Annotated in this window: 18 protein-coding genes; 8 read left to right on the forward strand and 10 right to left on the reverse strand. The window is 52.4% G+C overall.

Annotated elements, in window-relative coordinates; translation table 11 throughout:
* The first annotated feature begins 12 nt into the window (after positions 1-12).
* The gene (locus GNP95_RS03210; protein ID WP_230873702.1) at positions 13-1,011 is read left to right on the forward strand and encodes a DMT family transporter; all 999 of its coding nucleotides are present in this window, start codon (positions 13-15) and stop codon (positions 1,009-1,011) included.
* Positions 1,012-1,066: 55 nt separating this feature from the next.
* Positions 1,067-1,870, forward strand: a complete 804-nt coding sequence (locus GNP95_RS03215) for a Cof-type HAD-IIB family hydrolase (protein ID WP_155609432.1) — start codon at positions 1,067-1,069, stop codon at positions 1,868-1,870.
* Between the two features lie 713 nt (positions 1,871-2,583).
* Here the strand turns inward: GNP95_RS03215 and GNP95_RS03220 are convergent.
* Both GNP95_RS03220 and GNP95_RS03225 read right to left on the reverse strand, forming a co-directional pair.
* Positions 2,584-3,318 (reverse strand): MBL fold metallo-hydrolase, encoded by a 735-nt coding sequence (locus GNP95_RS03220; protein ID WP_155610010.1) that lies wholly within the window; start codon positions 3,316-3,318, stop codon positions 2,584-2,586.
* Positions 3,319-3,825: 507 nt separating this feature from the next.
* On the reverse strand, positions 3,826-4,890 hold the full coding sequence (locus tag GNP95_RS03225; RefSeq protein WP_155609433.1) for a sulfate/molybdate ABC transporter ATP-binding protein: 1,065 nt from the start codon (positions 4,888-4,890) through the stop codon (positions 3,826-3,828).
* Between the two features lie 362 nt (positions 4,891-5,252).
* Between GNP95_RS03225 and GNP95_RS03230 the strand changes: the two genes are divergently transcribed.
* The 5 genes from GNP95_RS03230 (at position 5,253) to GNP95_RS03250 (ending at position 11,739) form a co-directional block, all read left to right on the forward strand.
* Positions 5,253-6,296 (forward strand): LacI family DNA-binding transcriptional regulator, encoded by a 1,044-nt coding sequence (locus GNP95_RS03230; RefSeq protein ID WP_196427053.1) that lies wholly within the window; start codon positions 5,253-5,255, stop codon positions 6,294-6,296.
* A gap of 116 nt (positions 6,297-6,412) precedes the next feature.
* Complete coding sequence (locus GNP95_RS03235) at positions 6,413-7,666, forward strand: ABC transporter substrate-binding protein (protein WP_155609435.1); 1,254 nt, start codon at positions 6,413-6,415, stop codon at positions 7,664-7,666.
* A 92-nt stretch (positions 7,667-7,758) separates the two neighbouring features.
* Positions 7,759-8,649 (forward strand): carbohydrate ABC transporter permease, encoded by an 891-nt coding sequence (locus tag GNP95_RS03240; RefSeq protein ID WP_330163248.1) that lies wholly within the window; start codon positions 7,759-7,761, stop codon positions 8,647-8,649.
* Position 8,650: 1 nt separating this feature from the next.
* Complete coding sequence (locus GNP95_RS03245; protein ID WP_155609436.1) at positions 8,651-9,469, forward strand: carbohydrate ABC transporter permease; 819 nt, start codon at positions 8,651-8,653, stop codon at positions 9,467-9,469.
* A gap of 23 nt (positions 9,470-9,492) precedes the next feature.
* Complete coding sequence (locus GNP95_RS03250; protein WP_155609437.1) at positions 9,493-11,739, forward strand: glycoside hydrolase family 31 protein; 2,247 nt, start codon at positions 9,493-9,495, stop codon at positions 11,737-11,739.
* Positions 11,740-11,980: 241 nt separating this feature from the next.
* Here GNP95_RS03250 and GNP95_RS03255 read toward each other — a convergent pair whose 3' ends face one another.
* From GNP95_RS03255 to GNP95_RS03265, 3 genes are all read right to left on the reverse strand, one after another.
* Positions 11,981-12,577, reverse strand: coding sequence for a TetR/AcrR family transcriptional regulator (locus GNP95_RS03255; RefSeq protein WP_155609438.1), 597 nt, complete (start codon positions 12,575-12,577; stop codon positions 11,981-11,983).
* A 5-nt stretch (positions 12,578-12,582) separates the two neighbouring features.
* On the reverse strand, positions 12,583-13,215 hold the full coding sequence (locus GNP95_RS03260) for a YigZ family protein (protein ID WP_155609439.1): 633 nt from the start codon (positions 13,213-13,215) through the stop codon (positions 12,583-12,585).
* Positions 13,216-13,347: 132 nt separating this feature from the next.
* Positions 13,348-14,703: a glucose-6-phosphate isomerase gene (locus tag GNP95_RS03265; protein ID WP_155609440.1), complete on the reverse strand. Its 1,356-nt coding sequence runs from the start codon at positions 14,701-14,703 to the stop codon at positions 13,348-13,350.
* Positions 14,704-14,878: 175 nt separating this feature from the next.
* On the opposite strand from GNP95_RS03265, the gene GNP95_RS03270 reads away from it, so the two are divergent.
* Complete coding sequence (locus GNP95_RS03270; protein ID WP_155609441.1) at positions 14,879-15,775, forward strand: NAD(P)-dependent oxidoreductase; 897 nt, start codon at positions 14,879-14,881, stop codon at positions 15,773-15,775.
* Between the two features lie 963 nt (positions 15,776-16,738).
* Here GNP95_RS03270 and tkt read toward each other — a convergent pair.
* The 5 genes from tkt to GNP95_RS03295 all read right to left on the reverse strand — a co-directional run bounded on the left by tkt (position 16,739) and on the right by GNP95_RS03295 (position 25,924).
* On the reverse strand, positions 16,739-18,763 hold the full coding sequence (gene tkt / locus GNP95_RS03275) for a transketolase (RefSeq protein WP_155609442.1): 2,025 nt from the start codon (positions 18,761-18,763) through the stop codon (positions 16,739-16,741).
* A 183-nt stretch (positions 18,764-18,946) separates the two neighbouring features.
* Positions 18,947-21,871 carry a VWA domain-containing protein gene (locus GNP95_RS03280; protein WP_330163249.1) on the reverse strand — a complete coding sequence of 975 codons (2,925 nt, stop codon included), beginning with the start codon at positions 21,869-21,871 and terminating at the stop codon, positions 18,947-18,949.
* Positions 21,855-23,906 carry a vWA domain-containing protein gene (locus GNP95_RS03285; RefSeq protein WP_155609443.1) on the reverse strand — a complete coding sequence of 684 codons (2,052 nt, stop codon included), beginning with the start codon at positions 23,904-23,906 and terminating at the stop codon, positions 21,855-21,857. The genes GNP95_RS03280 and GNP95_RS03285 overlap by 17 nt, the downstream gene beginning before the upstream one ends.
* 39 nt (positions 23,907-23,945) lie before the next feature.
* Positions 23,946-24,935: a DUF58 domain-containing protein gene (locus GNP95_RS03290; RefSeq protein WP_155609444.1), complete on the reverse strand. Its 990-nt coding sequence runs from the start codon at positions 24,933-24,935 to the stop codon at positions 23,946-23,948.
* Entirely contained in the window at positions 24,932-25,924 is a 993-nt protein-coding gene (locus tag GNP95_RS03295) for an AAA family ATPase (protein WP_155609445.1), read from the reverse strand. The genes GNP95_RS03290 and GNP95_RS03295 overlap by 4 nt, the downstream gene beginning before the upstream one ends.
* Positions 25,925-25,949 lie beyond the last annotated feature (25 nt).

Genomic DNA, 25,949 nt, shown 5'->3' on the forward strand with positions numbered 1-25,949 from the left:
ATAAAAATAAACATGCCGCGTTCCCGCATCGCCGACTTGAGTCTGCTCTCCGTCGCCATGATGTGGGGCTGCACTTTTCTGATCGTGCAAAATGCGGTGCAGGCGCTCCCGCCGCTCGCCTTCAATGCGATTCGGTTCATCGGAGCCTCCCTGCTGCTGGCGATCATTACGACGCTGTTCTATCGGAACGATTGGCGCCGGTTCAATCTGCGCTTGCTGGGCCATGGCGTGCTGCTGGGGCTGTTTTTGTGCGCGGGCTACGGTTTTCAGACGGTCGGTCTGCTCTATACGACAACCTCGAATGCCGGGTTCATTACCGGCTTATCGGTGGTGCTTGTACCATTCCTGTCGGTAGTTCTTTTCCGGCATAAACTGTCCGTGTTCACCTGGATCAGCGCCATACTGGCTGCCGCCGGACTGTACCTGCTAACGTTCACGAACGGCAGCTTCTCACTGAATCGCGGAGACGCCCTGATTTTGTTCTGCGCCCTTGCCTTTGCGCTGCATATCGGCTTTACCGGGCTCTATGCCCCGCGTTATCCGGCGCTGCCGCTGGCAACGATCCAGCTTGGCGTGACCGGGCTGTTCAGTCTGGCCGCTTCCCTCATGAGCGAGCATGTCGGAACATTAGCGCAAACAACGGAACTGCTGCTGCGGCCTGAAGTACTGCTGGCGCTGCTTGTTTCGATCGGCCCGACCAGCGCCTTTGCTTTTTGGATTCAGACCGTCTGTCAAAATTACACGAGCCCGGCGCGGGTTGCTGTCATCTTCGCGATGGAGCCGGTTTTTGCCGCGATTACGGGCGTGCTGTTCGCCGGCGAGCAGCTTGGCTGGTCTGCGCTGCTGGGCTGCGGCTTTATTTTTACCGGGATGATCCTGGCCGAATTAAAAGCAGGACAGAGCCCGGGCCAGAGGGGCGGAAGCTCCTGCATTGCGAAGTCTAAAGACAATAAGGAGGACGGCATGAAGGAGAGCATTCCCTCCCCGTTGCCTACCAAGAGTGCTACTTAGCGTTTGTTGCTGATTATTGCTTCAATTCATGACTAGAAGAGGAGATATCCAGACGATGTATAAGCTTATTGCAATTGATATTGATGATACTTTGATTAACGATGACAAAGAGGTTACCCCGGCCACGCAAAAGGCATTGGAAGAAGCGGTCGCCGCTGGCGTCGTCGTTACGCTCGCGACCGGCAGAGCCTATTCCTCAGCCCAAGCCATCGCCCGCCAGACTGGCCTCAACGTGCCGATCATTACGTATCAAGGCGCCTATGTCAAAAATCTGCTCGACGAGAAGGTGCTCTATGAGCGCTATCTCCCTTTGGACGCGGCCAGCAAGCTTTTTGACTATTGCGTAGAGCACAGTTTGCATCTGCAAACGTATATCGATGACAAGCTCTATGCGAGAGAGGAAAATCAGAAGCTGATCGACTATACGTCCCTCAACAACACGGAGTATTTTATCGAACCGGATTTTGCCAAGCTCGTGGCGCAGCCTACGCCAAAAATGCTCATTATCGATGAGCCGGATTACTTGGATGAAATTGCCCCTGTACTCCGGGAACTGCTTGGTCCTTCCGTGCATATTACCAAGTCCAAGCCGAACTTCCTGGAGTTCATGCACAAAGAAGGGACAAAAGGCCATGCGCTGAAATTTATCGCCAACCATTTCGGCTGCGGACTGAATGAGACGATCGCGATCGGGGATTCCTGGAATGACCATGAAATGCTGGAGGCCGCTGGACTCGGCGTCGCTATGGGCAACGCCATCCCGGCGCTGAAGGAAATCGCCGATTATGTCACTCTGAGCAATAACGAGGATGGGGTCAAGCATGCGATCGACAAGTTTATTTTCAACCGTGAAGCATAAAACTTGCGGGATACATTCATAGATAAGCGGCACAGCACAGAACCTCGCATGGATAGGTATGCGAGGTTCTTATTTTTTTGAATCTGATTTTTAAATCTGAATTATCGAATCTGAATTAAGCTAGGGATGAAACACTGTGGAAGCAATAATACTGCAAAACTGCAGAATTCCGTTGCATTTTCACTTACGTTTGAAGAAAACACTGCAACACTAAATTAATACTACATTTCTCCTGTCAATCACCGATTATTTAAGCGGAATGTATTTTATATATCTAGTAAAACCTTTTTATAATAAATACATGCGCTAAATGTAGAACATGCAGTTAGTTCGCCTGAATAGAGCGAATTCGCCGAAATAGCTTAAAACTAAATGTAGGTTTTGCAGTTAGTTCCCTCTAACACGGCTAAAACTGCTGAACTAACTGCATGAAATACATCTAGTTACCTAATTCAGTCTTGACCATCTAGGTACAGAATACATCATCAGTAGCTTCATTATTTGGAGAGAAACTTCAGTTCAATTAAGGGGCCATAAGGCTTCGTCTCAATGCATCAATACGCCGTATTTACGTCTCTATACAGAAATTTCCTGTGCTTTTGCACAAGATCAACCCATCCTCGCAGCTCCCAGTACGCGGTGCCTGGCGTCTTATGATGGTTGCGTTCTCTTACTTACAACCGTGCGAGTTCCAGATCCATTTTGGCTGTATGCTACCCTAATTCAACCGTCTGGCCCACATAAGCCAGCTCCACGCCCTCGGGCAGCGCGTAGTCGCGTCGCAGGTCGATATCGTGGGACATATGGGTAAATATTGCACGCTTCGGCTGAACTTCCTGAAGCAGCACCAAGGCCTCTTTAATGTCATATACAGAGCGGGTCGAGAACTCTGCCTTTTCCTCATAAAAGCTCGTTCCTAAAATGAGCAGATCCAATCCGCGAAGCGGCTCCTTCTGTTCCACGGATAGCGCGATCGCATCGGAGCAATAGACCCAGATGTAACCCCGCTTGGACAGGCGATAGGCGTAGGAGTAGCCGTTTTTGCCGTGGAATACTTTCCAGCCCTCGATATGCCATCCAGCCAAATCAAAGCCTTGATCAACCGCATGCATATCCAGTTGTGCCGGCAGCCAAGGATATTGGCGCATAATCATGTCTATCACTTCCTGCGGCGCATACAGCTGTCCCCGCCGGTTCAGCCAGCGGCAGGAATCTGCCCATTCCGGCAGCCCGCCGATATGATCGAAATGAGCATGCGTCACCACAATATGCTCTACAAAGCGCAGGCCCTTCCGCTCCATTGCCTTGCGCCAATCCGGGCCGCAATCGATAAGAAATGTCCCCTCCCTGCCTTCCAGCAGCACGGACGAGCGGTACCGCCGATTGATGCCCTGCTGTCTCGCTTCATCGCATGTTTCGCAATCGCAATATACCCTGGGTACGCCCATCGCGTCTCCCGTCCCCCAAAACGTTAATCGATCTCCTGCCGCCACGGTCGAACTATCGGCCTGTTGTCCATTCCGTTGTTCATTCTGTTGCTCTCCCAATCGTCCATCCAATCGTTCATTCAATCGTACATCTCGTCGTTCATTCAATTGGTCATCCGTTAGCTCATCCAGTTGCCCCGCCGTCCCGGCCTTCTCGCAGTCTGCTCCTTTTCTCACTTCTCTAATCACCCCGTTGTCAGCAATGTTTTGGATAGATAGCCTATTGATATCCGCTCTGTGCAATCTGTTTTAATCCGTTTGAACATATATGTAATCATTTTAACACAGTCTTGCGGCCATATCCTTAGAGCCTCGGTCATCCTCCTATGTACAGCAAGTGCGGACCCAGCACCCAGCCATACCAGGCAAAAGACCTTACACATTCTCAGTACAGTTTCCCGTCTCCATCAAAAAAACAACCGTCCTCATCAATTCAAGGACGGTTGTTGAAGTAAATACATACACCATTTAAATCATTACGGTCAGTGGATCGCCTTTCAGCGGATTTTCCACAATCCAGCTTTTCTCGTCATTAAACAGATAGGCCCGGTGCACCAGCACTCTTACCTCCTGTCCGGCATGAAGCGTCTCTTTCTCCAGCGACCGGAACGTCGTTAATTTATGTCCGCCAACCTCAACCTCCACGAGCCATTCGCTCCCCCGGAAGTGCAAATGCTTTATGATTCCCGGTGCGGTTGCGGACTTCAGAATGAACTCCTGCTCTGTTCCCACCTCAATGTATTCCGGGCGAACAAATGCCCGGATACCCGGGCCTTCCGCCGCTTCCTCAAAGCCCTTCAGGTCGGAGGCTCTCTCTACGAGCGTGGATTGCCCGATAAATGACGCAACAAACGGCGTAATCGGCTCTTTATAAATATCCCAAGGCGTTCCCTTCTGTTCCAGGCGGCCCTGGTTGATAATCATGATTTCATCCGCAACCTCAATGGCCTCATCCTGGTCATGCGTGACGAAAATGGAAGTAATCCCAACGCGCTCGATCAGCTCGCGGAGCCAGGAACGAAGCTCCTGTCGAATCTTGGCATCAATCGCGGCAAAAGGCTCATCCAGCAGCAGCAGCTGCGGCTCTGGAGCCAAAGCGCGGGCAAAGGCGACCCGCTGACGCTGCCCGCCGGACAGTTGATGCGGATAACGCTGCTCAAACCCTTTCAGGCCGGTGAGCTCCACGAGTTCCATGACCCGCTCCTTAATCGCAGCCTTAGGAACCTTCTTTACCTGCAGGCCGAATGCGATATTGTCAAAGACCGTCATATGCTTGAACAAGGCATAGCTCTGAAAGACGAAGCCAATTCCGCGCTCTTGGGGAGCTAGATTGTTAACCTGTTGCCCATGGAACAAAATTTCCCCGGAATCAGGTTGTTCCAAGCCTGCCAACATGCGTAAAATGGAAGTTTTCCCTCCACCGCTCGGCCCGAGCAGACCGATTAGCTGTCCTTTCTCGATTCCAAAGCTGACGTCTTTGACGGCATGAAAATTGCCAAAATGTTTGTCTAAGTTTTTTACTTCCACATGCATTCGGAGGCCACACCCTTTCGATGAATCCTTTATTCGACTCACTTTATATATTATTCTTATGAACTTACTCGGCATTATGTCTAAAACAAAAGCACCCATGGATTGGTGCGTACGAATTCTCTAGCTGTGATCTTACAAAATACTTTACCAAACCCTGCCTTTACCGTCAATCCATTACGTTTCAATAATTTCATAACATTTGTCATGGGGAAAATGGGCAATCTCCTACCGTCAAAGAGGTTAAGGGGTGTACCAATAATTGGAATGATTAACGTTGATCATTTTTTCGATGAAAACGTTGACATTTCGTCAGGTTATCTTTTATGATTATTTCGAGAGCAGGGATGTGAAAGGTGATGAACATGTCAAAAGAGTCTTACAACAAGGTAACAGTGAAAACGCTAGCGGAAAAACTCGGTTTATCAGTCGCTACGATCGATCGGGCATTAAACCAGAGGGGGAATGTCAAGAAGGCTACCTATGACAGAATCATGCAGGCTGTCGAGGAGCTCAACTATTCGCCAAACAAGTCAGCAAGCTACTTATCCAGGAATAGAATGATTTCCATAGCCGTCATATTCCAAACATATCCCGTTTATTTCTGGGAGCAAATCGAAATCGGCGTAAAGAACGCGCTCGATGAACTGTCTCATTTCGGCCTTCAAGTGGATATCATCCGTACAATGAATACCAATATTGAAGAGCAGATCGAGAAGATCAACGAAGTTGTGGACAGCGGTAAATACGATGGTATCGCTATTTCCTCCGACGGTTCCTTCGAAATCGCGGAGCTGATTGACAGAGCTGTTAACAGAGGTATTGCCACCTGCACATTCAACACTGACTCTCCAATTAGTAAGCGCTTATTTTACGTTGGCTGCGATTATCGGGACGCAGGTAAATTAGCAGGGGAATTGCTGTGCAAATTTATCGGCCGCAAAGGGAAAACAGCCTTCATCCTAGAGACAGAGAACATGTTTCAGTTCCAGCAAAAGATCCTGGGCTTTCGCGAGGTCATTGGCCATTACGACAACGTGCAAATGATCGGCCCTCTCAAGCTGGACCGGAATAATATCGAGGTCTCGATGGAACACTTAATGAAAGACCAGCTTTCGGAGGTGGACGGCATTTATTTGGCTACTGGCCAGCTTGCCGCCATGGCCCAATATATCGAAAAATGGGGCCTAGACGTAGCCCTCATCGGTCATGACATGACCCCGGAAGTACATGATTATTTGCAGAAGGACATCATTACGGCAACGATTTGCCAGGATCCGCATAATCAAGGCTATACAGCCGTCAAGCTGTTGTTCGATCATTTGACTCGTCCAACCGATTTCATTCCATCTCTTAACTTAAGCAAGCTTGAAGTCGCCCTGCGCGAAAATGCCAATTTCTTTTTATGATTTTTTTGACATTCACGTTCGTGCATTGCTTTTACGCCAAAATGATTAACGTACATCATTTCTAAAACATTCCAATCATATTTCAACTCATTTTAAAATCAAAGGGGCTCGTAAATATGAAAAAAAAGGCATCGCTTACCCTCATTGCCATGATGATCTTCTCGATTATGCTTACCGCATGCGGGGGAGATCAAACAAACGCCGACAAGAACAGCTCTAGTGATGACGGAGCCAAAAAACAAGTTACATTCTGGTATTATTTCGGCGGAAATGAAGAAACTGCGATTAAGGACGCTATTCAAAAATACAACAGCTCGCAGGATCAATATCAGGTTGTCGGGCAATACGTGCCATTTGGCGACATGAAGAAAAGACTGTCCGTAGGCCTAATGGGCGAAGAGTTGCCAGATATCGTAACCATCGATAATCCTGATCACGCTTCCTTCGCTGCAGCCGGAATATTCGAAGACATTACCGACCGCGTCAATGAATGGGGTCAGGGAAGCCAATACCTTGACGGCCCTTTCGAGTCCGCTAAATATGAAGGCAAGCTATATGGCCTTCCATTTACGAGCAATACGCTCGCCCTCTACTATAACACCGATATGTTCAAAGAAGCTGGAATTGCCGAACCTCCTAAAACTTGGGACGAGCTTCGCGAAACCGCTAAAAAATTGACGACTGGCGATCGTTATGGTCTTGGATTTGCTGCCGTTAAATCCGAGGAAGGTGCATTTGACTTCCTTCCATGGCTGCTGTCCACCGGTGCAAACTACGACAGCATCGACTCTCCCGAAGCTGCCCGTGCATTCACTTTCTTAACGGATCTCATCAAAGACGGCTCTGTCAGCAAAGAAGTCATTAACCTATCCAATAGCGACACTCTGAAGCAATTCTCTTCCGGCAAACTGGCGATGATGATCAATGGCCCATGGAATATTGCCGGTGTAAAAGCTGATGCTCCTAACATGAATTTTGCCATTGCCAAGCTGCCGATCGACAAACAAGAAGCCTCCGTACTTGGCGGCGAGAATATCGGAATTATTAAAGGCAACAACGTAGATGGCGCCTGGGATTTCTTGAAATGGATGTCCGAAGCGGATAATCTCGAAGCTTTCCTTGTGCAAACCGGCTATTTCTCGCCTCGTGAAGACGTGGCCGAGAAGTCCGATCATTGGAAGAGCGACGAGTATCTGAGCGGATTCCTGGAGCAAATGCAGTCCGCACAGCCACGCGGTCCGCATCCGAAATGGCCGGAAATTTCCTCCGTCATCCAGGAGGCATATCAAAAATCGTTCTCCATGGCGATGGATCCAGCCGATGCAGCTGCAGAAGCCGGACAAAAAATCAAAAGCATTATTAATCCATAGTACTAGAATGCAATAATGACTCCATGCTCCTTCCCCTTCGTCTTAAATATAAGCTGCTGGGGAAGGACAATCCCTTGAAAGGGGCAGTTCTTGTGGAATTAAACAAAAGAAATCTGCTGATCAGTCTGGCATATGTCGTTCCAGCGCTTATTTTCATGCTTGTGTTAATCGGCTATCCGCTTTTCTACAACATCAAAATTAGCTTTCAGCATTTGGATCTGATGACGCTGAACAACCCGGATGTCGCGTTTGCCGGCCTTGAAAACTACCGTAAAGTGATCGGTTTGGATTCATTTCATATCGCGTTTAAAAACACTTTTTTCTTTACGTTTTGGAGTATTTTCCTGCAATTTACGATCGGTTTTGCGCTCGCCTTGTTCTTTAATATGAAATTCCGGTTGGCTGGATTTTTAAGAGGTTTGACGCTCGTATCCTATCTAGTTCCGATCGTCATTACATCCCTCTTGTTCAAATTCATGTTCAACCAAAGTGTCGGGATCATTAACTACATCCTGCTCTCGTTTGGGTTCGTAGATCAGCCAATCGAATGGCTGACGCATCCAGAGCTTGCAATGTGGAGCGTCATTATCGCCAACGTATGGGTGGGAGCGCCATTTAACATGATGCTGCTGTCTACCGGGCTATCCTCGCTTCCCGACGATATTTATGAAGCGGCATCGATCGACGGAGCGAATAAATTCAAGCAATTTGTCTACATGACTCTACCGATGCTTCGTCCGGTCATTATGATCGTCATTATGATGGGCTTCATCTTTACATTTAAAGTGTTCGATCTGATCTTTGTCATGACCGCCGGCGGACCGGTAAATGCAACAGAAGTACTGTCGACCTTGGCATACAAGCTGTCCTTTGACCAATTCAATTTCTCTCAGGGCGCAGCGGCCTCCAACATTCTCTTCTTCATTCTCTTCATAGTCAGTCTGATTTACTTGCGCATGGTTCGCAGCGATGAGGTGATGTAAAATGCCAAGATCAAAAGAATTTTTGTTAAACATAGTTGGAATTGTCATTGTAGGCGCGATCCTCTTCCCAATTTACTGGATGGTCGTCAGTTCATTCAAAGTGCAAGGCGAAATTTTCCAGATGCCGCCGACGCTTTTCCCCAATGAATGGTATGTGGAGGGCTACACCTCGCAGCTTGGCGGCGCTCTGGGAAGAAGCTTTATTAACAGTCTAATCGTAGCTCTAAGCTCGATGGCCATCGTCGTTGTACTGGCCATCCCTGCTTCCTACGGGTTGGCTAGATACCCCGTTCCCGGCAAGAAGTGGATGATCCTATTCTTCCTCGTCACGCAAATGCTGCCGGTAACCGTCGTTCTTACGCCGATGTTCATTTTATTCAAGAAGCTGGCTCTGCTCAATAGCTTGGCAGCGCCTATTCTGGCAACAGCAACGTTAGGGATTCCTTTCTCGGTGCTTATACTCAGAACCTACTTCCTGAATGCGCCGAAGGAGCTCGAGGATGCGGCGATGATCGACGGCTGCAACCGGTTCACCGCATTCCTGAGAATTATGATTCCGATCTCTTATCCAGGAATTATCGTATCGGCAACGTTCTCGTTCCTTTTCGCCTGGGGAGATCTGATTTACAGCATGACCTTTATTAGCAATACCGATATGTGGCCATTAACGGCAGGAGTTTACAATTCTATGGGCAAATACGGCATCCAGTGGAACAATCTGCTGTCCTTTGCTACCATAACTGTCCTTCCCGTACTTGCCATGTTCATTCTATTGCAGCGGTATATCATTAGCGGGCTTACTAGCGGAGCGGTTAAATAATATAGATATAGGTGGGGAAATCCATGAAGCATTATCAAACTAGCAGACTTAATGAAGCAATCGACGTTAGCATTCCCTTTCATCAATCGGATACATTGAACTTTATGGGGGATCAAGTCACAGACTTCGATCCGCAATCGAGAAGCGGCCGCATCAAGTGGCTCCGCTCTACCCGCAAGCCGAGACTTGCGTTCAACCAATACGATTTCTTTATTGAACCAACCCAGTCGTGGGAGTTCCCGGTAGAATATCCGGAATCCCCTGAAATGCCTTTTGATATTTCTTTTGTTACGCCAAGAACAGCGCGTATTCGTATACAAACTCGGAGAAAAGTTGCAAAAGAGCAGCCTTCTCTCATGATTTCAAAAGAAATCAGCGAGGATACAACGTGGACATCGGCAACAAAGACCGATAATGGCTATGTATGGGAGAGCCAATTTGGAAAGGTCGAGCTTGGCCTTCATCCTTTCCACCTGACTTTTAAAGACGCGAACGGTAAAGTGCTGACACAAACCTGGCATCATCAGGATACCTTCAGCTTGCAAAATATGTACCCTGTCCCATTCTCATTTGCCCGTTCGATTCAAGATATGTCCCATAAAATCGCAGCTACCTTCAGCCTCTCGCCAGGCGAGAAAATTTATGGCACCGGCGAGTCGTTTACCGGTCTCAACAAACGCGGCCAGCGCATTGACCTGTGGACTCGCGATTCGCTTAGCGTGCAGACCGACGATATGTATAAGCCGATTCCTTTTTTCCTGAGCAGCAGGCAATACGGTATGTTCATCCATTCCACTGCGCCAATCACGCTCGATATCGGCAAAGAGTACGATGCGGCCAATACGATTTACATGGATGATGACAGTATGGATCTCTTCTTCTTCTTCGGCGATCCGAAGGAAGTCCTTAGCGAATATACGGCATTGACCGGTAAAAGCCCGGTACCCCCACTATGGTCTTTTGGCCTGTGGATGAGCCGGATCACTTATGATTCCGAGGCTCAAACCCGGGAAGTTGCACAGAAGCTCCAGGAGCATCAAATTCCATGCGATGTTATTCACCTGGATACAGGATGGTTTGAAGAGGACTGGCGTTGTGATTACGAATTTTCCCACACCCGGTTCGACAATCCGCGGAAAATGATTGAGGACTTGCGTAAACAGGGACTTCGCGTCAGTCTATGGCAAATTCCTTATTTTACGCCGACGAACCGCTACTTCCAGGAGCTGATCGATAAAGGGCTTGTCGTTACCGATCCTGACGGAAACTTGCCTACCGAGGATGCGATTCTCGACTTCAGCAATCCGGAGACCGTAGCCTGGTATCAGGAGAAAATCGCCGAATTGCTCAAAATGGGCGTAAGCGCCATTAAAGCGGATTTCGGAGAAGGCGCGCCGATTTTTGGGCGGTTCCATTCTGGCCAAAGCGGTCGATTGGAGCATAATTTGTACCCGCTCCGCTACAACAAAGCCGTTGCCGATGTGACTGAGCGCGTCAACGGGGAGAGTATCATTTGGGCGCGCAGCGCCTGGGCCGGGAGCCAGCGCTACCCGATCCATTGGGGCGGCGATACGGAGAATACTGATTCCGCTATGCTGGCTTGCTTGAGAGCAGCACTCTCCATCGGTTTGAGCGGCTTCACTTATTGGAGCCATGATATCGGCGGATTCGTGAAGGAGAGCCCGGAGGCGCTTTACCGCCGCTGGATGCCTTTTGGCATGCTGACCTCCCACAGTCGCTGCCACGGTGCTCCACCGAAGGAGCCTTGGGCTTACAGCGCCTCGTTTATGGACGACTTTCGTGCCGCTGCTGAAATGAAGTACAAGCTCATGCCATATATTTATACGCAAGCCTATTTAAGCTCGCAGGCTGGTCACCCGCTGCTTAGAGCGATGTTCCTGGAATTCCCGGAGGACCCGACGTGCTGGATGATCGAGGATCAATATTTCTTTGGCTCCGATATTCTCGTCGCGCCATTATTCGAAGAGACGGATCGCCGCATCGTCTACTTGCCGCAAGGACAATGGGTCGATTACCAGACCGGGGCCGTCTATGAAGGGCAGCAATGGTTAACGATCCAAGCGGGCCAAATTCCGATCGTTATGCTAGTTCGCGCAGGCGCTTCGATCCCGCATGTGGAAGCCGCACTGACAACAGATCATATCGATTGGGACAAAGTAAGCATAACTGCATACACCAGTGAAGGAATTACAGATGGCCAAGGCAAATTCTATCATCCGCTGCACCAGAAATGGGTGGAAGTGAACTAATAATATATTCATATAAAAACAATAAAGAAGTAGGGTATCCTCGTACCTTACTTCTTTATTTATTGTTTATGCATGTGTAAGATGATGACTCCTTCGGAAGCATGTCACGAACCAATCCATGATAGCAATCTGATAGTGAATTAACAAATTGGAAGTTTATTACGTTATTAAAGTAACGTAATAAAGAAGTACAGCTATGACAATGTAAATGATTAAAGCGTAACCTGAAAACAAAAACGTCCTATGACGTCAATCGGTAATTGCTCTGGCTGAGCATTTTGACATGAGCAATGGCAGCAGGCCTAATTTCTTCGAACGTCAACCGATCTTGAATATAGAACGATATGAACCCATGGATTCCCAAAAACAAACTAAGCGGAAATGCCTGGTTGTTTTCCATCGGATGTCTCTCTTCCTTCAGAAACTTTCTGACGATCGATTCGAATATATCAAAACACTTTGCCTGCTCACTGCGACAATAGGCCAATATTTCCTCATCCCGAAGCATGAACATGATTTCATATTGATGCGGATGCTCCAGGCCGAACTTAATGAACTCCAGCATCAACTGTTCAATTTTGGTCAGCCCTTCGACCGGCGGTGATTTCGGGACTTGGGCGCACAGCTGGATCAGATGGTTAAAATCCTGCACCACGATGGCGTAAAACAGCTCCGCCTTCTCTTTAAAATGATAGTAAAGAGAGCCGTGACTATAACCCAAATGCTGCCCGATGCTTCTCATTGATATCCCCCGGTATCCTTTGGTGATAAACAAATGTCTGGCCGCATCCATTATTCTTTCCCTCGACAATTCCTGCTCTACTGCTCTTCTTGCCATAGGCGTTATTCCCCTTCAATAAAGTAAACCTGGTTACCTTCCTTCAATACGACCTGTCCTTGTGTCAAATCGACCAGCCAAGCCTTAAAAGCTTCAGCTTCGCTCTCCAGCGGCAGACATAACAATGTAACGTTATCCGCAAAAGCGGTCTCTCCTGTCCGGATTTCCCGGTTTCTCAGCTCATTCTCCACCTTGCCCAGCCAGGTATAATCAAGCTCGGCAAATACTTCGCGATGAAGCACACGGGTAATGACCTCTCCTGCCTCGGTTGCCGCAACCGCTCCGTCGGTGTAAGCCCGGATCAAACCGCCTGCGCCAAGCATGATGCCGCCGAAATATCTTGTTACGACGATCGCTACATTTTTGAGACCCTGCTGCTTAATCACTTCCAGAATCGGTTTGCCCGCCGTCCCGCTCGGCTCTCCGTCATCCGACTGCTTCTGGATTTCGTCCCGTTCCCCAATCATGTAGGCGGAACAGTTGTGGGTGGCATTCCAGTGCTTCTTCTTAATTTCTTCAATAAACGCAATCGCTTCGGCTTCGCTTTCTACCGGCTTGATCTGCCCGATAAAACGCGACTTCTTGATCACGATTTCCTTTTCTCCGGCTCTGCGAACCGTCTTATAACGCTCTAGCATATTTGATCATCCTTATAGAATGTGCCAAGAAGCAGCTCAACCGGCACACTCCGGTGAACTGCTTCCCTGGCGCTAATATCTTCTGGTTGAAACGATGTTGTCCCTTGTCCTTTTGAAACCTGCTTCAAAATACTATTCGGACAATCTTGCTTCCAGTTCTGCTTTTTCTTTCTCAAAGCCTGGTTTGCCAAGCAATGCAAACATATTTTTCTTGTAGGCTTCAACACCCGGCTGGTCGAACGGATTTACTCCGAGCAAGTAGCCGCTGATGCCACAAGCTTTTTCAAAGAAATATACGAGATAGCCGAAGGAATACGGCGTCAAATCAGGTACGTTAACGATCAGGTTAGGCACTTGTCCGTCCGTATGAGCGAGCAGCGTACCTTGGAACGCCTTCTTGTTCACGAAATCCAGCGTCTTGCCGGCAAGGAAATTCAGTCCGTCCAGATCGGCAGGATCGGATTCAATCGTGATATGGCTAGGTACTTCGGTCACTTGGATTACCGTCTCGAAAATGTTCCGGTTACCCTCTTGAATGAATTGTCCCATCGAGTGAAGGTCTGTACTGAAATCTACCGATGCCGGATAAATTCCTTTGTAGTCTTTACCTTCACTTTCGCCGAACAGCTGCTTCCACCATTCGGACACGTAGTGCAGGGATGGCTCGTAATTCACAAGAATTTCTGTTACTTTGCCTTTGCGGTACAGGGCGTTGCGCACTGCCGCATATTGATAACTGGCGTTCTCGGCCAGGTTAGGGTTGCTGAATTCCTTGGCAGCCTCGGCAGCGCCTTGCATCATTTCCTCGATGTTGATGCCTGCCGCAGCGATTGGCAGAAGACCAACTGCCGTAAGTACGGAATAACGTCCGCCTACATCGTCCGGAATGACGAAGCTCTCGTAGCCCTCTTCCGTTGCCAGCTTCTTAAGAGCGCCTTTCTCACGGTCAGTAGTAGCGTAGATGCGCTTGCGCGCTTCTTCTTTACCGTATTTCTTCTCAAGTGCGGCGCGGAAAATGCGGAACGCGATCGCCGGCTCCGTCGTCGTGCCGGATTTGGAGATGACGTTAACCGAGAAATCCTTGCCTTCGATCAGGTCAAGCAAATGATTTACATAAGTGGAGCTGATATTGTTGCCGGCAAAATAAATTTCCGGAGTTTTGCGTTTGTCTTTCGGAAGTAAATTGTAGAAGGAGTGCGACAACGATTCAATCGCTGCACGCGCGCCAAGGTAGGAGCCGCCGATCCCAATGACGATCAGAACGTCGGAATCGCTTTGAATTTTGGCAGCAGCCTTCTGGATGCGGCTGAATTCTTCCTTATCATACTCTGTCGGCAGATTGATCCAGCCGAGATAGTCCGACCCGGCCCCCGTGCCGTTATGTAACTGTTCATGAGCCAGACGCACCGACTCCGTCAAGTAATCGATCTCATGCTGACCTACGAACTGGAGAGCTTTGCTGTAATCAAAAGTGACTTTTTTAGACATGGTATTTCATTCCTCCGTCTACACAATATTGTTTCTATCTACTGCCCTATCCACAATTAAACTTACACCTAGGATACTGTAAATTCCGGGTGAAGACAAGGCACAATATGCAGTATTCCAATACTCGTGATAAAATAATTAAATGCTGTTCAATTCCTTATGGAAGGTGATTGCAATGAAAAAAATCGGATTTATCGGCCTTGGCACAATGGGTGCTCCCATGGCCGCAAACTTACTTAAACAAGGCTACGAGGTTACCGTATTCAACCGTACAGCGGAGAAGGCTCAGCCGCTCGTTGAGCAAGGAGCTGTTCTCGCAGCCACTGCGAAGCAAGCGGCGCAGGCTGCTGATACCGTAATTACGATGGTCAGCGACGATGCCTCGATTAGCGCCGTTTACGATGGCGATGAAGGTCTTCTGCAGGGACTGCGCCCCGGCAGCACCGTGATTGACTGCAGCACGATCTCTCCGTCGCTTGTTCATAGATTGGCCGGCGATATTGCCCGGCTCGGCGGACAGTTCCTCGATGCCCCCGTTACCGGCAGTTCTCCGGCCGCTCATGCCGGGACGCTCGTATTCATGATCGGCGGATCAGCCGAAGCGCTGGCCGAACAGCGGGACATCTTTGAAACGATGGGCCAGAAAATACTTCACATGGGACCAAACGGCAGCGGAGCCGTCGCCAAGCTGGCGCACAACACGATCGTCGGCATCAACAACCTCGCCCTGGCTGAAGGCTTCGCCATCGCCGCCAAATCCGGTCTGCCTGCCGACCTCTTCCTGGAGCTCGTCCAAAACGGCTCAGCCGGCAGCAAGCAAGCCGAGTTGAAGGGACGCAAAATCATCGAGCACGACTTCACCAACCAGTTCTCCCTCTCGCTGATGCTTAAGGATTTGAAGCTTGCCTCCTCACTGACAGACGGCGCTGGCATCCCCGCCCCCATGCTGAACATGGCCAAAAGCATGTTCCAGGCCGGCCAGACCGAAGGCTACGGCGACGAGGATCTCTCCTCCGTCGTTAAGCTGTACGAAGCCTGGATCGGCCAGACGATCGGCGGCGGCAAGCTGTAGCCGGTCGGTGGCCTGGCCCGGACGCTGGGTCCGGACGCTGGGTCCGGCCTGCTGGCCAAGCCTGGCACGGGACTGAGGCAAAGGGGCGTTCGACTCTGTCCTGCCGGTTGAGCCGGTCGTGCTGGCCGTGGTGGTCAATACGGCAAGCACGGTTGAGCCGAGCCCGGTGAAGATCATCGGATTCCCTGGGATGTAGCCTGCCCAGGGCGCGAGCTGCTGGCGGAAGCATCAGGAAGTCGGCAGAGCCTGAGGCAGGCTGCTGCGAAAGTGCTAGCAGCTTGGCACTGACTGAAGCAGGACTGCTGCGAAAGTGCCAGCAACTTGGCAGTGACTGAGGCAGGACTGCTGCGAAAGTGCCAGCAGCCTGGCAGTGCCTGAAGCAAGACTGCTGCGAAAGTGCCAGCAGCTTGGCAGTGCCTGAAGCAAGACTGCTGCGAAAGTGCCAGCAGCTTGGCAGTGACTGAGGCAGACTGCTTGCAAATTCGCCAAGCCCACCTGGCCTAGAAGCAGCTGCGCCCTTGGGTTTGTAGTTCTGGCCAGTGCCAAGCAGCATAGCACTCTAACGGATATAAGATGCGTTATTTGTGACTTTTCGACGCGTTCCAGAACCTAACGGTCTCAGGGGGCGCTATCCTAGGTAAAACCGCCTCTGTTCGTCTGAAATCAAACCAATAACGTTTCCTGCATCCGTTAGCTTCACATTTTCCACAATTTCAGTTAAATAGCGGAACCTAGACCCGTTAAGTTCCCATATGCGCATTCACTGTACTGAAATACCGCTCGTTTGGCGCGTTGATCTAGCACAGTATCGCCGAATTACTCGCGTAAAACAGAAGTTCTCGTCCCACACAGAACACAGGACCGCATGATGGCGGCAGTCGGCGTCCTCACCCGTACTAACGATTAATAAAAGGCAGGCCCCTTGCGTCCGCACGGTGCCTGCCTTTTTCATGCTCATCTAGTCTATTTCAACTGCTCTTTTACATGCTTCACAACGTTCTCGACCGTAAAGCCGTACTCTGCAATGACTTTGTCGCCAGGTGCAGATGCGCCGAACGTGCTAATGCCCATAATGGAGCCTTTCTCGCCAACGTAACGCTCCCATCCGAACGGATGTGCCATTTCAATAGCTACGCGCGCTTTAACGTCAGGGAGAATAACAGAATCTTTGTACGCTTGATCCTGCTTGTCGAACAGATCCCAGCTGGACAGGCTGACAACGCGAACATGGATGCCTTCCTCAGCAAGCGCCGCTTGTGCCTTAACTGCCAATTGCACTTCAGAACCAGAAGCAATCAGCTGAGCAACCGGTTTGCCGTCCTTCGCCTCAGATACAACGTATCCGCCGCGTTTTACGCCTTGGCGGGCTTTCTCGGCCGTACCTTCGAGCACAGGCAGGTTTTGACGAGTCAGCACCAGCGCTACCGGATTGCCTTTGTTCTCTACCGCATAAGCCCAAGCCGCAGAAGTCTCGTTGGCATCAGCCGGACGAATTACTGTCAGGTTAGGAATAATGCGCAGGGAAGCAAGCTGTTCAATCGGCTCATGCGTAGGTCCGTCTTCGCCGACTGCGATACTGTCATGCGTAAGAACATACGTAACCGGAAGCCCCATCAACGCAGACAAGCGGACTGCCGGACGCAAGTAGTCCGTAAAGACGAAGAACGTACCGCCGAATACTTTAAGGCCGCTATGCAGCGCAATACCGTTCATGGCAGCAGCCATGGCAAACTCGCGAACACCAAAATACAGGTTGCGGCCTTCGCGCGACTCAGGTGTGTAGAGCGGCAATCCTTTCAAGTGAGTCATCGTCGAGCTTTCAAGGTCAGCGGATCCGCCAAGCAGTTGAGGAACGCCGCCAGTCAAACCGTTAAGCGCATTACCGGACGCCACGCGCGTCGATACCGGTTTGTCCTCTGCACTGTATTTAGGAAGATCAGCATCCCAGCCCTCTGGAAGATCGCCCGCAATAGCAATCTCGAATTGAGCAGCCAGCTCTGGGTATTCTGCTTTGTATTTCGCAAACAGCTCATCCCAGGCTTTGTTTGCAGCGATGCCTTGCTCTTTTACTTTTGCAAAATGCTCGCGCACTTCTTCAGGTACGTAGAAGTCCTCTTCATATACCCATTTGTAATATTCTTTCGTCAGCTTCGCTTCATCCGCGCCGAGCGGTGAACCGTGCGTTCCGCCGGACCCGCCTTTACCTTGCTTGTTCGGGCTGCCGTAACCGATAACCGTCTTCACTTCGATCAGTGTAGGACGCTCGGTATCCGCTTTGGCCTCAGCGATAGCTTTTTCGATTGCATCCAAATCATTGCCATCTTCTACAAGCAGCGTTTGCCAGCCGTATGCGTCAAAACGCTGTCTTACATTCTCGGAGAAGCTCAGGTTCAATTTGCCGTCCAGCGTAATGTCGTTGGAGTCGTACAGGAAGATCAGCTTGCCAAGCTTCAGATGGCCTGCGAGAGAAGCCGCTTCACTAGCTACGCCTTCCATCAGGTCTCCGTCGCCGCAAATACCGTAAGTATAGTGGTCGATGATTTTGTAGTCGCCCTTGTTGTAAGTAGCCGCTAATTGAGTTTCGGCCAGAGCCATACCCACGGCCATCGCAATACCTTGTCCAAGCGGACCTGTCGTCGCATCTACCCCTGCGGTATGTCCGAATTCAGGGTGACCCGGCGTTTTACTGCCCCATTGGCGGAATTGCTTGAGGTCGTCAAGAGAAAGATCATAACCGCTCAGGTGCAGCAGGCTGTAGAGCAGCATGGAGCCGTGTCCGGCGGACAAAACGAAGCGATCGCGGTTGATCCAGGTTGGTTGGTCAGGGTTGTGCGTCATCGTTTTGGCGAACAGTTGGTAACCCATTGGCGCTGCCCCCATCGGCATGCCCGGGTGGCCCGACTTAGCTTTCTCGATCGCATCTATGGCAAGAGTACGAATCGTAGTGATCGACAAATTTTCGATGACCTTGTTGTCTGAAAGTGGCATTCTAGCTTCCTCCTTAATAATGAAGAAATACGTTTTGGTTACAAAACAATCACTTTGAAAAAATCATTTTGACTTTATATATTGTAACACGTTGTTAAGCACCTTTCCATATCCCTTTTTGTCATACCCTGCCCTGGATGATGACTTTTTTATGCATTTGCCGGGAATATGAAGAACATACGGCTAGCGCCGCCCCCGCCGCTTGGCCTCCAGCAGCCGGCCAAGCGTGCCCTCGCCCGGCGTCTCGGCCGCGCCGGGCCCCGTGCCTCCGGCTTCCTCCTGCGGAGGGGAAGCCGGCCTGGCCCGCGGCGCTGGCCCCGCGGGCTCTCCGCCCGTCCCGCCAGCAGGCGGACGGGCCGTACGTGGCGCAGGCTCCACGGGGGCGACACCATCGCCCCCGCCCTCTGCGCCGTAGAAGCTGGCCGTTCGCGCCTTGCGCGCGGCCAGCCGGGCCAGCCCGGCGTCCGCTCCCGCAGGGGCGGCGCCGGCTTCTGCCGCTGCAGGCGTGCCGCCGCGGCGGCGCCAAGGCATGGCGGCGGCGGCAAGCCGCTCCGCCATGCGGCCCCAGGGCAGCGCCAGACGGCGCACGGCGATGTCGGCGAGCCAGAGCAGCAGCGCGGCGATGAGCAGCGCGCGCTCCCAGCTGCGCAGCGACTTGTGCGGCTGCACCTGGAAATCGAACGCCGCGCCCGGCTCCTCCCAAGCCAGCACGCGTCCGCCTGTTAAATCGGCCAGCTTGGCCAGTTGCTCCCCGGCGTCCTCCGTCACGATCCGGTACTCCGGAGAATAGGGAATCACGAACCCCGTGCCCGTTCCCCCGCCTTCCACGACTTCATCCCCCCGCTTGCCCCGCAAATGAAGCAGAAAGGAGCCCGGCTCTCTCACCGCCGTTACTCCGCTATAGATTCCGGGTGATGTCTGGATAAGCGGCACCGCAGCATCATTCAGATCCTCGCCGGAAATGACCGCTTCCAGCTCATCGGGCGGTGCTACGCCTTCCGATGCGGCCACTTCAAAATAAACCTCATTCCCCTTCACCGTCGTGCTTACTTCAAATGGAGCAGCCGAAAATTGGGGGAAAGTCCATTTTACCATATCCGCAAACGCATCCGGGAAGCCCGGCCAGTTCACCCAATCCCGCGACCATTTCCCCGTCAGATCGCTCGTCCAGGCAACGGTTCGTCCAGAACCGTATTGCCAGCGGGCGAGCAGCGGGTCGGGCTCAGGGCTTGCCAGCACTGTCTGCGCCGTCGATTTGGCCGATGCGGCTACATAACCGTAGATGGTCGGCAGCCCGCCGGATAACGATTCACGCCAGTCCCCAGGCTGCACAATCGCCGGAACAAAAGGTTTGTCCACAATATAGGTTCTGGCGATCACGGCCGCTTCCCGGCTGAATATCGTAGGCAGCGTCGTTGCGTCTTTAACGAAATAATAACGCCCCTTGGCCCCTCGGGCGAGCGATTCCAGCAGCTGTGTATCCGCGCCGTCGCCGACAGCCACGGTCGACATCGTCATATGGTTGTCATTCATCGTGTTTAGCAGCTCATTATACCCGGAGTCGCCTGCCGACTGCCCATCCGTAAGCAGAATGATATGCTTCCGCTGGGCCTCGATGCCCAGCAGTTTATCCGTAGCATCCGCTACGGCAGGGTAAATATCCGTCCCGCCCGCACTCGGTATGCTGTTAATCTTGGCGAGGACATCGTCCTTCTGGTCGCCGAGCTTCGTTGGCTCTACGACCCACCACGGCCTGTCATCAAATGCGACGACCCCGACCGTGTCCTTAGAACGCAGCATCTCTACCGTCCGCATCGCCGATTCCTTGGCCAGCCTGATCTTGTCTCCTTCCATGCTGCCGGAACGGTCAATGACGAGAACAAGCCCCAGGGACGGTATTTCGCGTTTGCCCTGCAGCTCCATCGATACCGGCAGCAGCTTCTCGATCGGCGTCTTGAAATATCCGCCCATGCCAAAGCTCTCTTCTCCGCCGACCATCATAAAACCGATGCCGTAGGAACGCACCGCCTGCTCGATAAGCTCCATCTGCTTGCCGCCGACCTGTTCGCCGGACACATTATTGAAAATAATGCTGTCATAGCCGGCGTACTTCGCCAACTCCACCGGAAGCATGCCCGGGTCGGTGACTGCATATTGAATCAATCCTGATTTCAGCGCGTTCTCCAGATTGGAAGACGTTCCCGGCTTGCCTTCCACGATCAGCACCTTCGGGCTGCCGGTGACGCGGGTAAAGGCATAACTTTCATTGTTCGCCGCCTGCTCGTCCCCATCCATGAATATTTCCGCCTTGTAGCGATGCAGCCCCGGTTCCTTGGCCAGGCCTTGCAGGACAAATCGGTTCTCCCCCCGCTCCAGCGCAACCGTCTTACGCCCGATTTCCCGGTTGTCCTCATACAGGCGAAGCTCGCCGCTGCCGGAAAAAGTACTGCGTATCGCTACCTCGAACGTAAAAGACTCCGCTCTGTACAGCTTCTCCGGAAGATGCAGCGATTCGACGGCGACATCCTTCCGCTCTTTAGACGGAGCCTGGAGCACGTCGACAGCAATGCCTCTCTCCTTCAGCATTCTTGCTGCGGAGAGCGCATCTCCTACATTTTCTTCACCGTCCGAGATGACGACGATCCGCTGGTTCCCTTTGCCCCCGAACAGACTGCCGGCCAGTTGAAGACCCTTCTCCAGATGGGTAAAAGCCGCATTCACCTCGGCCCGGGCTCCGCCATCAGACAGCGGCATGGGATCGAGATTTTTCTCGATGGCGCCGTCCAGCCCCGCTGATACGACGGCAATGCTGTCCTGCTCCCCTTTGGCCCCCGCTGCCTGTACGGCCCATGCCAACGCGGCATCCGTATCCTCCATGCTGGCGGAGCGGTCGATCAGAAATACGACTTCCTTATTTTTAACCAATGTAAAGGTCTGAAAACCGGCCAGGGCCAATATGAGCAAAATAACGATCGTCCCCCGCAGGCCGACAGCCCATTTCTTCCTCCCGCCATGCAGGCGGAAATCCGAACGGTACGCGTAAAATGCACCAGCAGCGGCTAAAATCAGCAGCAGCAATACCCACGGATGATTAAATTGAACGCCCACGCTGGTACACCCCCCATTCTGCGATAATGACGATCAGCGCCAGCAATGCGGCCAAATACGTAAGGGAATGCTTGGCACTTCGCTCAGGATTAGGGCCTACGCCGCCTAAAGCCTTGCCGGAAGCATCCGGGCTAGCAGAACCATCCTCCGAGATCTGGCCTGCGCCTGTGCTGTTCTCTGTGCCATTTCCTGCGGCCCCGCCTGCGGATGCGCCTCCACTGCCGCCAAAACCAAGCGGCTTCGCCTGGCCGATTGCCGATTCGGACGGATGGGCGATCACCTCGAGGTTATATGCGGGCAATACGCTGCCATCCGCGCCTTTCATCTCAAAGCGCCATAAGCCAGGAAGCGGCGGGACGGCTTGTACCGCTGCCAAGCTGTGGTCTTTAGCGGCCGCCGGAATTGGAGCAGCGCCTATGTCCACAGCATAACCGTCCGCCGCCACCCACGAGGCCTGTGCTGCCTCTACGTTCAACGGCATCTCCAGCTCCGCGCCGGCAACCATGCGGCCGAGCCCTGTCGTTCTGCCCGCCTGCAGCCACTGGACGGCGTTATTAACCATGACCGGAAACTCCGGACGAAGCGGCAAATCGCCGTCGCTTAACGCGAATAGAAAGACCAGCCGGTTAACCCCGTTCTCCGTGCCGGCATAGGCCGCCGGTGTAGAGCCGATTTCCATGAGCGGTTTGCCCCATGAAGGCATGTCTCCTGCCAGAACGGCTGCAGCCGGCGGATCATTCAGCGATATATAGCGGGTTACCGGATGGTTGACGACGGTTGTTCTTCCACTGCCCGGCTGTATCTTCCCGCCATCTCCGCCTAGTGTCCAGGATGGCGTCTCCTTAATCAGGCGGCTCCACTCGCCGGTCTTCAGATAAGCCGGAGTCATGCCATCGATAATGATCGTATCCGGCTTATCCTTCGGAAGAGCCGGTCCGTTGCCTTCTTCACTATCCGGTTCGTTTGAGGGCGCGCTTGTCCCAGGCTCCATGCGGGTCACCCTCGCGCCGGACAGCTGGAGCGCTTTTTCCAGGAACAGATTTCCCTCTGATATAAGCAGTACATGGGGAGCTCCGCCTCTCTCGCGAAAAGCATAAGCCACGTTATCCACCGCATAATCGTCGTCCCGCTCCAGTTTTATTTTATAAACGTCCGAGGCGGGGAGCTCATCGAAGGTAACGGTCACAGCCTTGCCACTGTCCACCTTGACGGATTTTGAAGCCAAAAGCTGGCCGTCCCCAAACAGATTCAAGCCGGTTTCAAACGGCCTTGCGCCGTAATTCCGAATAACCGCGACTCCAGTGCTGTAATCACCGTCATTTTTTATCCCAAACTGCTCTATCGCAGCATTGCTTGTTCCTTCGCCTTTCAGGGATACAATCTCCACCGGAGCAGCAAACGAAATATCATCCGCCCGCTCGCTCCACTGTTCATCGGTAAATACGAGCACGCTCGCATCGGGATCGTCCTGAGTCATGGCCGCGGCAAGCGACATCGTTTCCCGGTAGGCGGCTTTGCCGAACTCGGCCTCCAGCTTGTCTACCTGATCACGGATAGCCCTCTGATCTGTCTCGCGAGTGAGCAGCACTTCCGGCTCCGTCCCCAGCTTGAGCAAGGTAACCTCGCCATCCGTACCCATCGAGTCGATATATTCATGAACCTTTATCTTGAGACGATCTAGCGCCGTAGAGGATGCAGGAGTATCCTTTCCCGGTTCTCCATTCCGCTGCCCGCTCATGCTCGCCGAAGCATCGACGACAATGACTGTATGTCCCGACAGGCCGCCTTTGACCCAAATGAATGGCGTCATCAGGGCAAGCACAAGCAGCGCCGCGGCCAGAAGCTGCAGCCACAGCAGCAGCCTGTTTTGAAGCTTTTGCCATGGACGGTTGGCCTCTATATTGCGCAGCACGCGATTCCACAGCATATGGCTGGGAACCAGCGTGTCCACATACTTCCGCTTAAACAGATACATCAGTATGATCAACGGGATCGCTAAAGCGAACCACAGTCCGGACCAAGAGGCAATTCCCATCCCTTCACCTCCTTCTTGTTGCCTAAGTCTCGCATATTGCTAGCCGAGCACCCCAGCTCCGCGCAGCGTTTCGAAGATCCCTGTCTCTAGCGGAACACCCGTGTTCACCTGTATATAAAAAATAGCCCGCTCGCTGCAGAATCGCGCAATTTCCGCTTGATATGCCTGCAGCGTTCGTCTGTATTCCTCCAGCACTTTTCCGGTCAGGGCTATTTCCTTGCCCGTCCCAAGCTCGCTGTCCACCAGCCGCAAATCTCCGCTTAAGGCAGGCGAGATTTCCTCCGGCGATAATATGTGGACCAGAAGGATTTCCTGCCCCGCAGCAAGGTAATAAGACAATGCCTCAGCCAGCTCATCTATTCCTCCGTCCAGCCAGAAATCGGAAAAGATCCAGGTCATTCCCGGCTGCTTCGGAAGCGCTTTGGGCTGACGCAGCGCTTGGGACAATCGGCCCTCGCCGCCAGGCTCCGCCGATTGCAGAAACGAAAACAACCGGGCGGCCGATGCTTTCCCGCGTACAGGCGACAGCTGCCTAGCTACCTCCGAGTCGAAAACGGCTGCCTGCACGCGGTCATATGACGCTAGCGCCATATAGCCAACCGAAGCGGCAAGCCGCTTCGCGTAAATCAGCTTGTTCCGGTCTGCTTTGTTCCAGCCGGTTTGATTGCTGCCGGGTTTGTTCCCGTCAGGCTTGTTATCATCAGACGTTAGCCCGTCCGCCAGGCTGGACGCCCCGCTGCCCCCAAAATCCATCGAGGCGGATGCGTCTACATACAGACTAACCTGCAGCTCCTGCTCGTCCCAATACTGGCGTACGAAAGGCCGGCCCGTCCGTGAATAGACGCCCCAGTCGAAGCGGCGGATGTCGTCCCCAGGCGCGTATTCGCGGTAATCGGCAAATTCGAGAGACGAGCCAAAACGGCTGGAGCGCCTCTTGCCCTGCATCGTTCCGCGAACCCGCCGCTTGGAGTCGATCGACAGCCGTTCGAGGCGGGGGAGAAGCGAGGGCGGAAGAAGAGGCTCGCTCATCTTCTCGCCCCCTCAAGCGAAGACAGAATGTCCTCGATTAGCGAATCCGTGGAAACTCCCAGCGCTTGTCCCTCAAAATTTAGAAACAGGCGGTGGCGCAGCGCGGGAACGGCAACCGCTGCAATATCTCCCGTGGATACATGCATCCTTCCCTTAGAAATTGCTCTTACCTTGGCCACCGACACGATCGACTGAATTCCGCGCGGTCCGGATCCGAAGCGCAAATACTTGCGGACGGAATCCGGAGCCGAAGTCTCCTCGGGATGCGTCATCATCAGCAGGCGCACTCCGTAATCCAGCACATCGTCGGCAAGCAGGACCTCCTTCGCGGCCTGCCTGATTTCCAGCAGCTCGCTGGCCGAAGCCAGCTTGTCGGCCGTCGGCTGGCTGCTGGAAGTCGTGCGGCGGACGATCTCCTTCAACTCGTCAGGCGAGGGATAGCTGACATGGATCTTCAGCAGGAAGCGATCCAGCTGCGCCTCTGGCAAAGGATAAGTCCCCTCGTTCTCCAACGGATTCTGCGTTGCCAGCACAAAAAACGGCTGCGGCAACCTGTGCGTCTCTCCGCCAACGGTCACCGTCTGCTCCTGCATCGCCTCAAGCATAGCGCTCTGCGTCTTCGGCGTAGCCCGGTTAATCTCGTCCGCAAGCACGATGCTGCTGAATACGGGCCCGGGCTGAAAGACGGTATCCGTGCTGCCCTGCGGGCCGAAGCGAATGACATTCGTCCCGGTAATATCGCTCGGCATCAGGTCGGGCGTAAACTGAATTCGCGAGAACGACAGGTCGAGCGTATCGGCAATCGTCCGGACGAGCATCGTCTTGCCGAGTCCCGGAATGCCTTCAAGCAGCGCATGTCCGCCGGCAAAGACGCACCAGAGCAGCTGCTCTACGATCTCCTCCTGGCCCACGATGACCTTTCCAATCTGCTTCCGCACGCCGGATATCGTATTTTTCCATGACTCCACCTGCGCATTTGCTTCCAACATCATAAGTCCCCCTTCTCCTCATCCT

Origin of the sequence: Paenibacillus woosongensis, from assembly GCF_009725165.1 — a bacterium.
GTDB lineage: Bacteria > Bacillota > Bacilli > Paenibacillales > Paenibacillaceae > Fontibacillus > Fontibacillus woosongensis.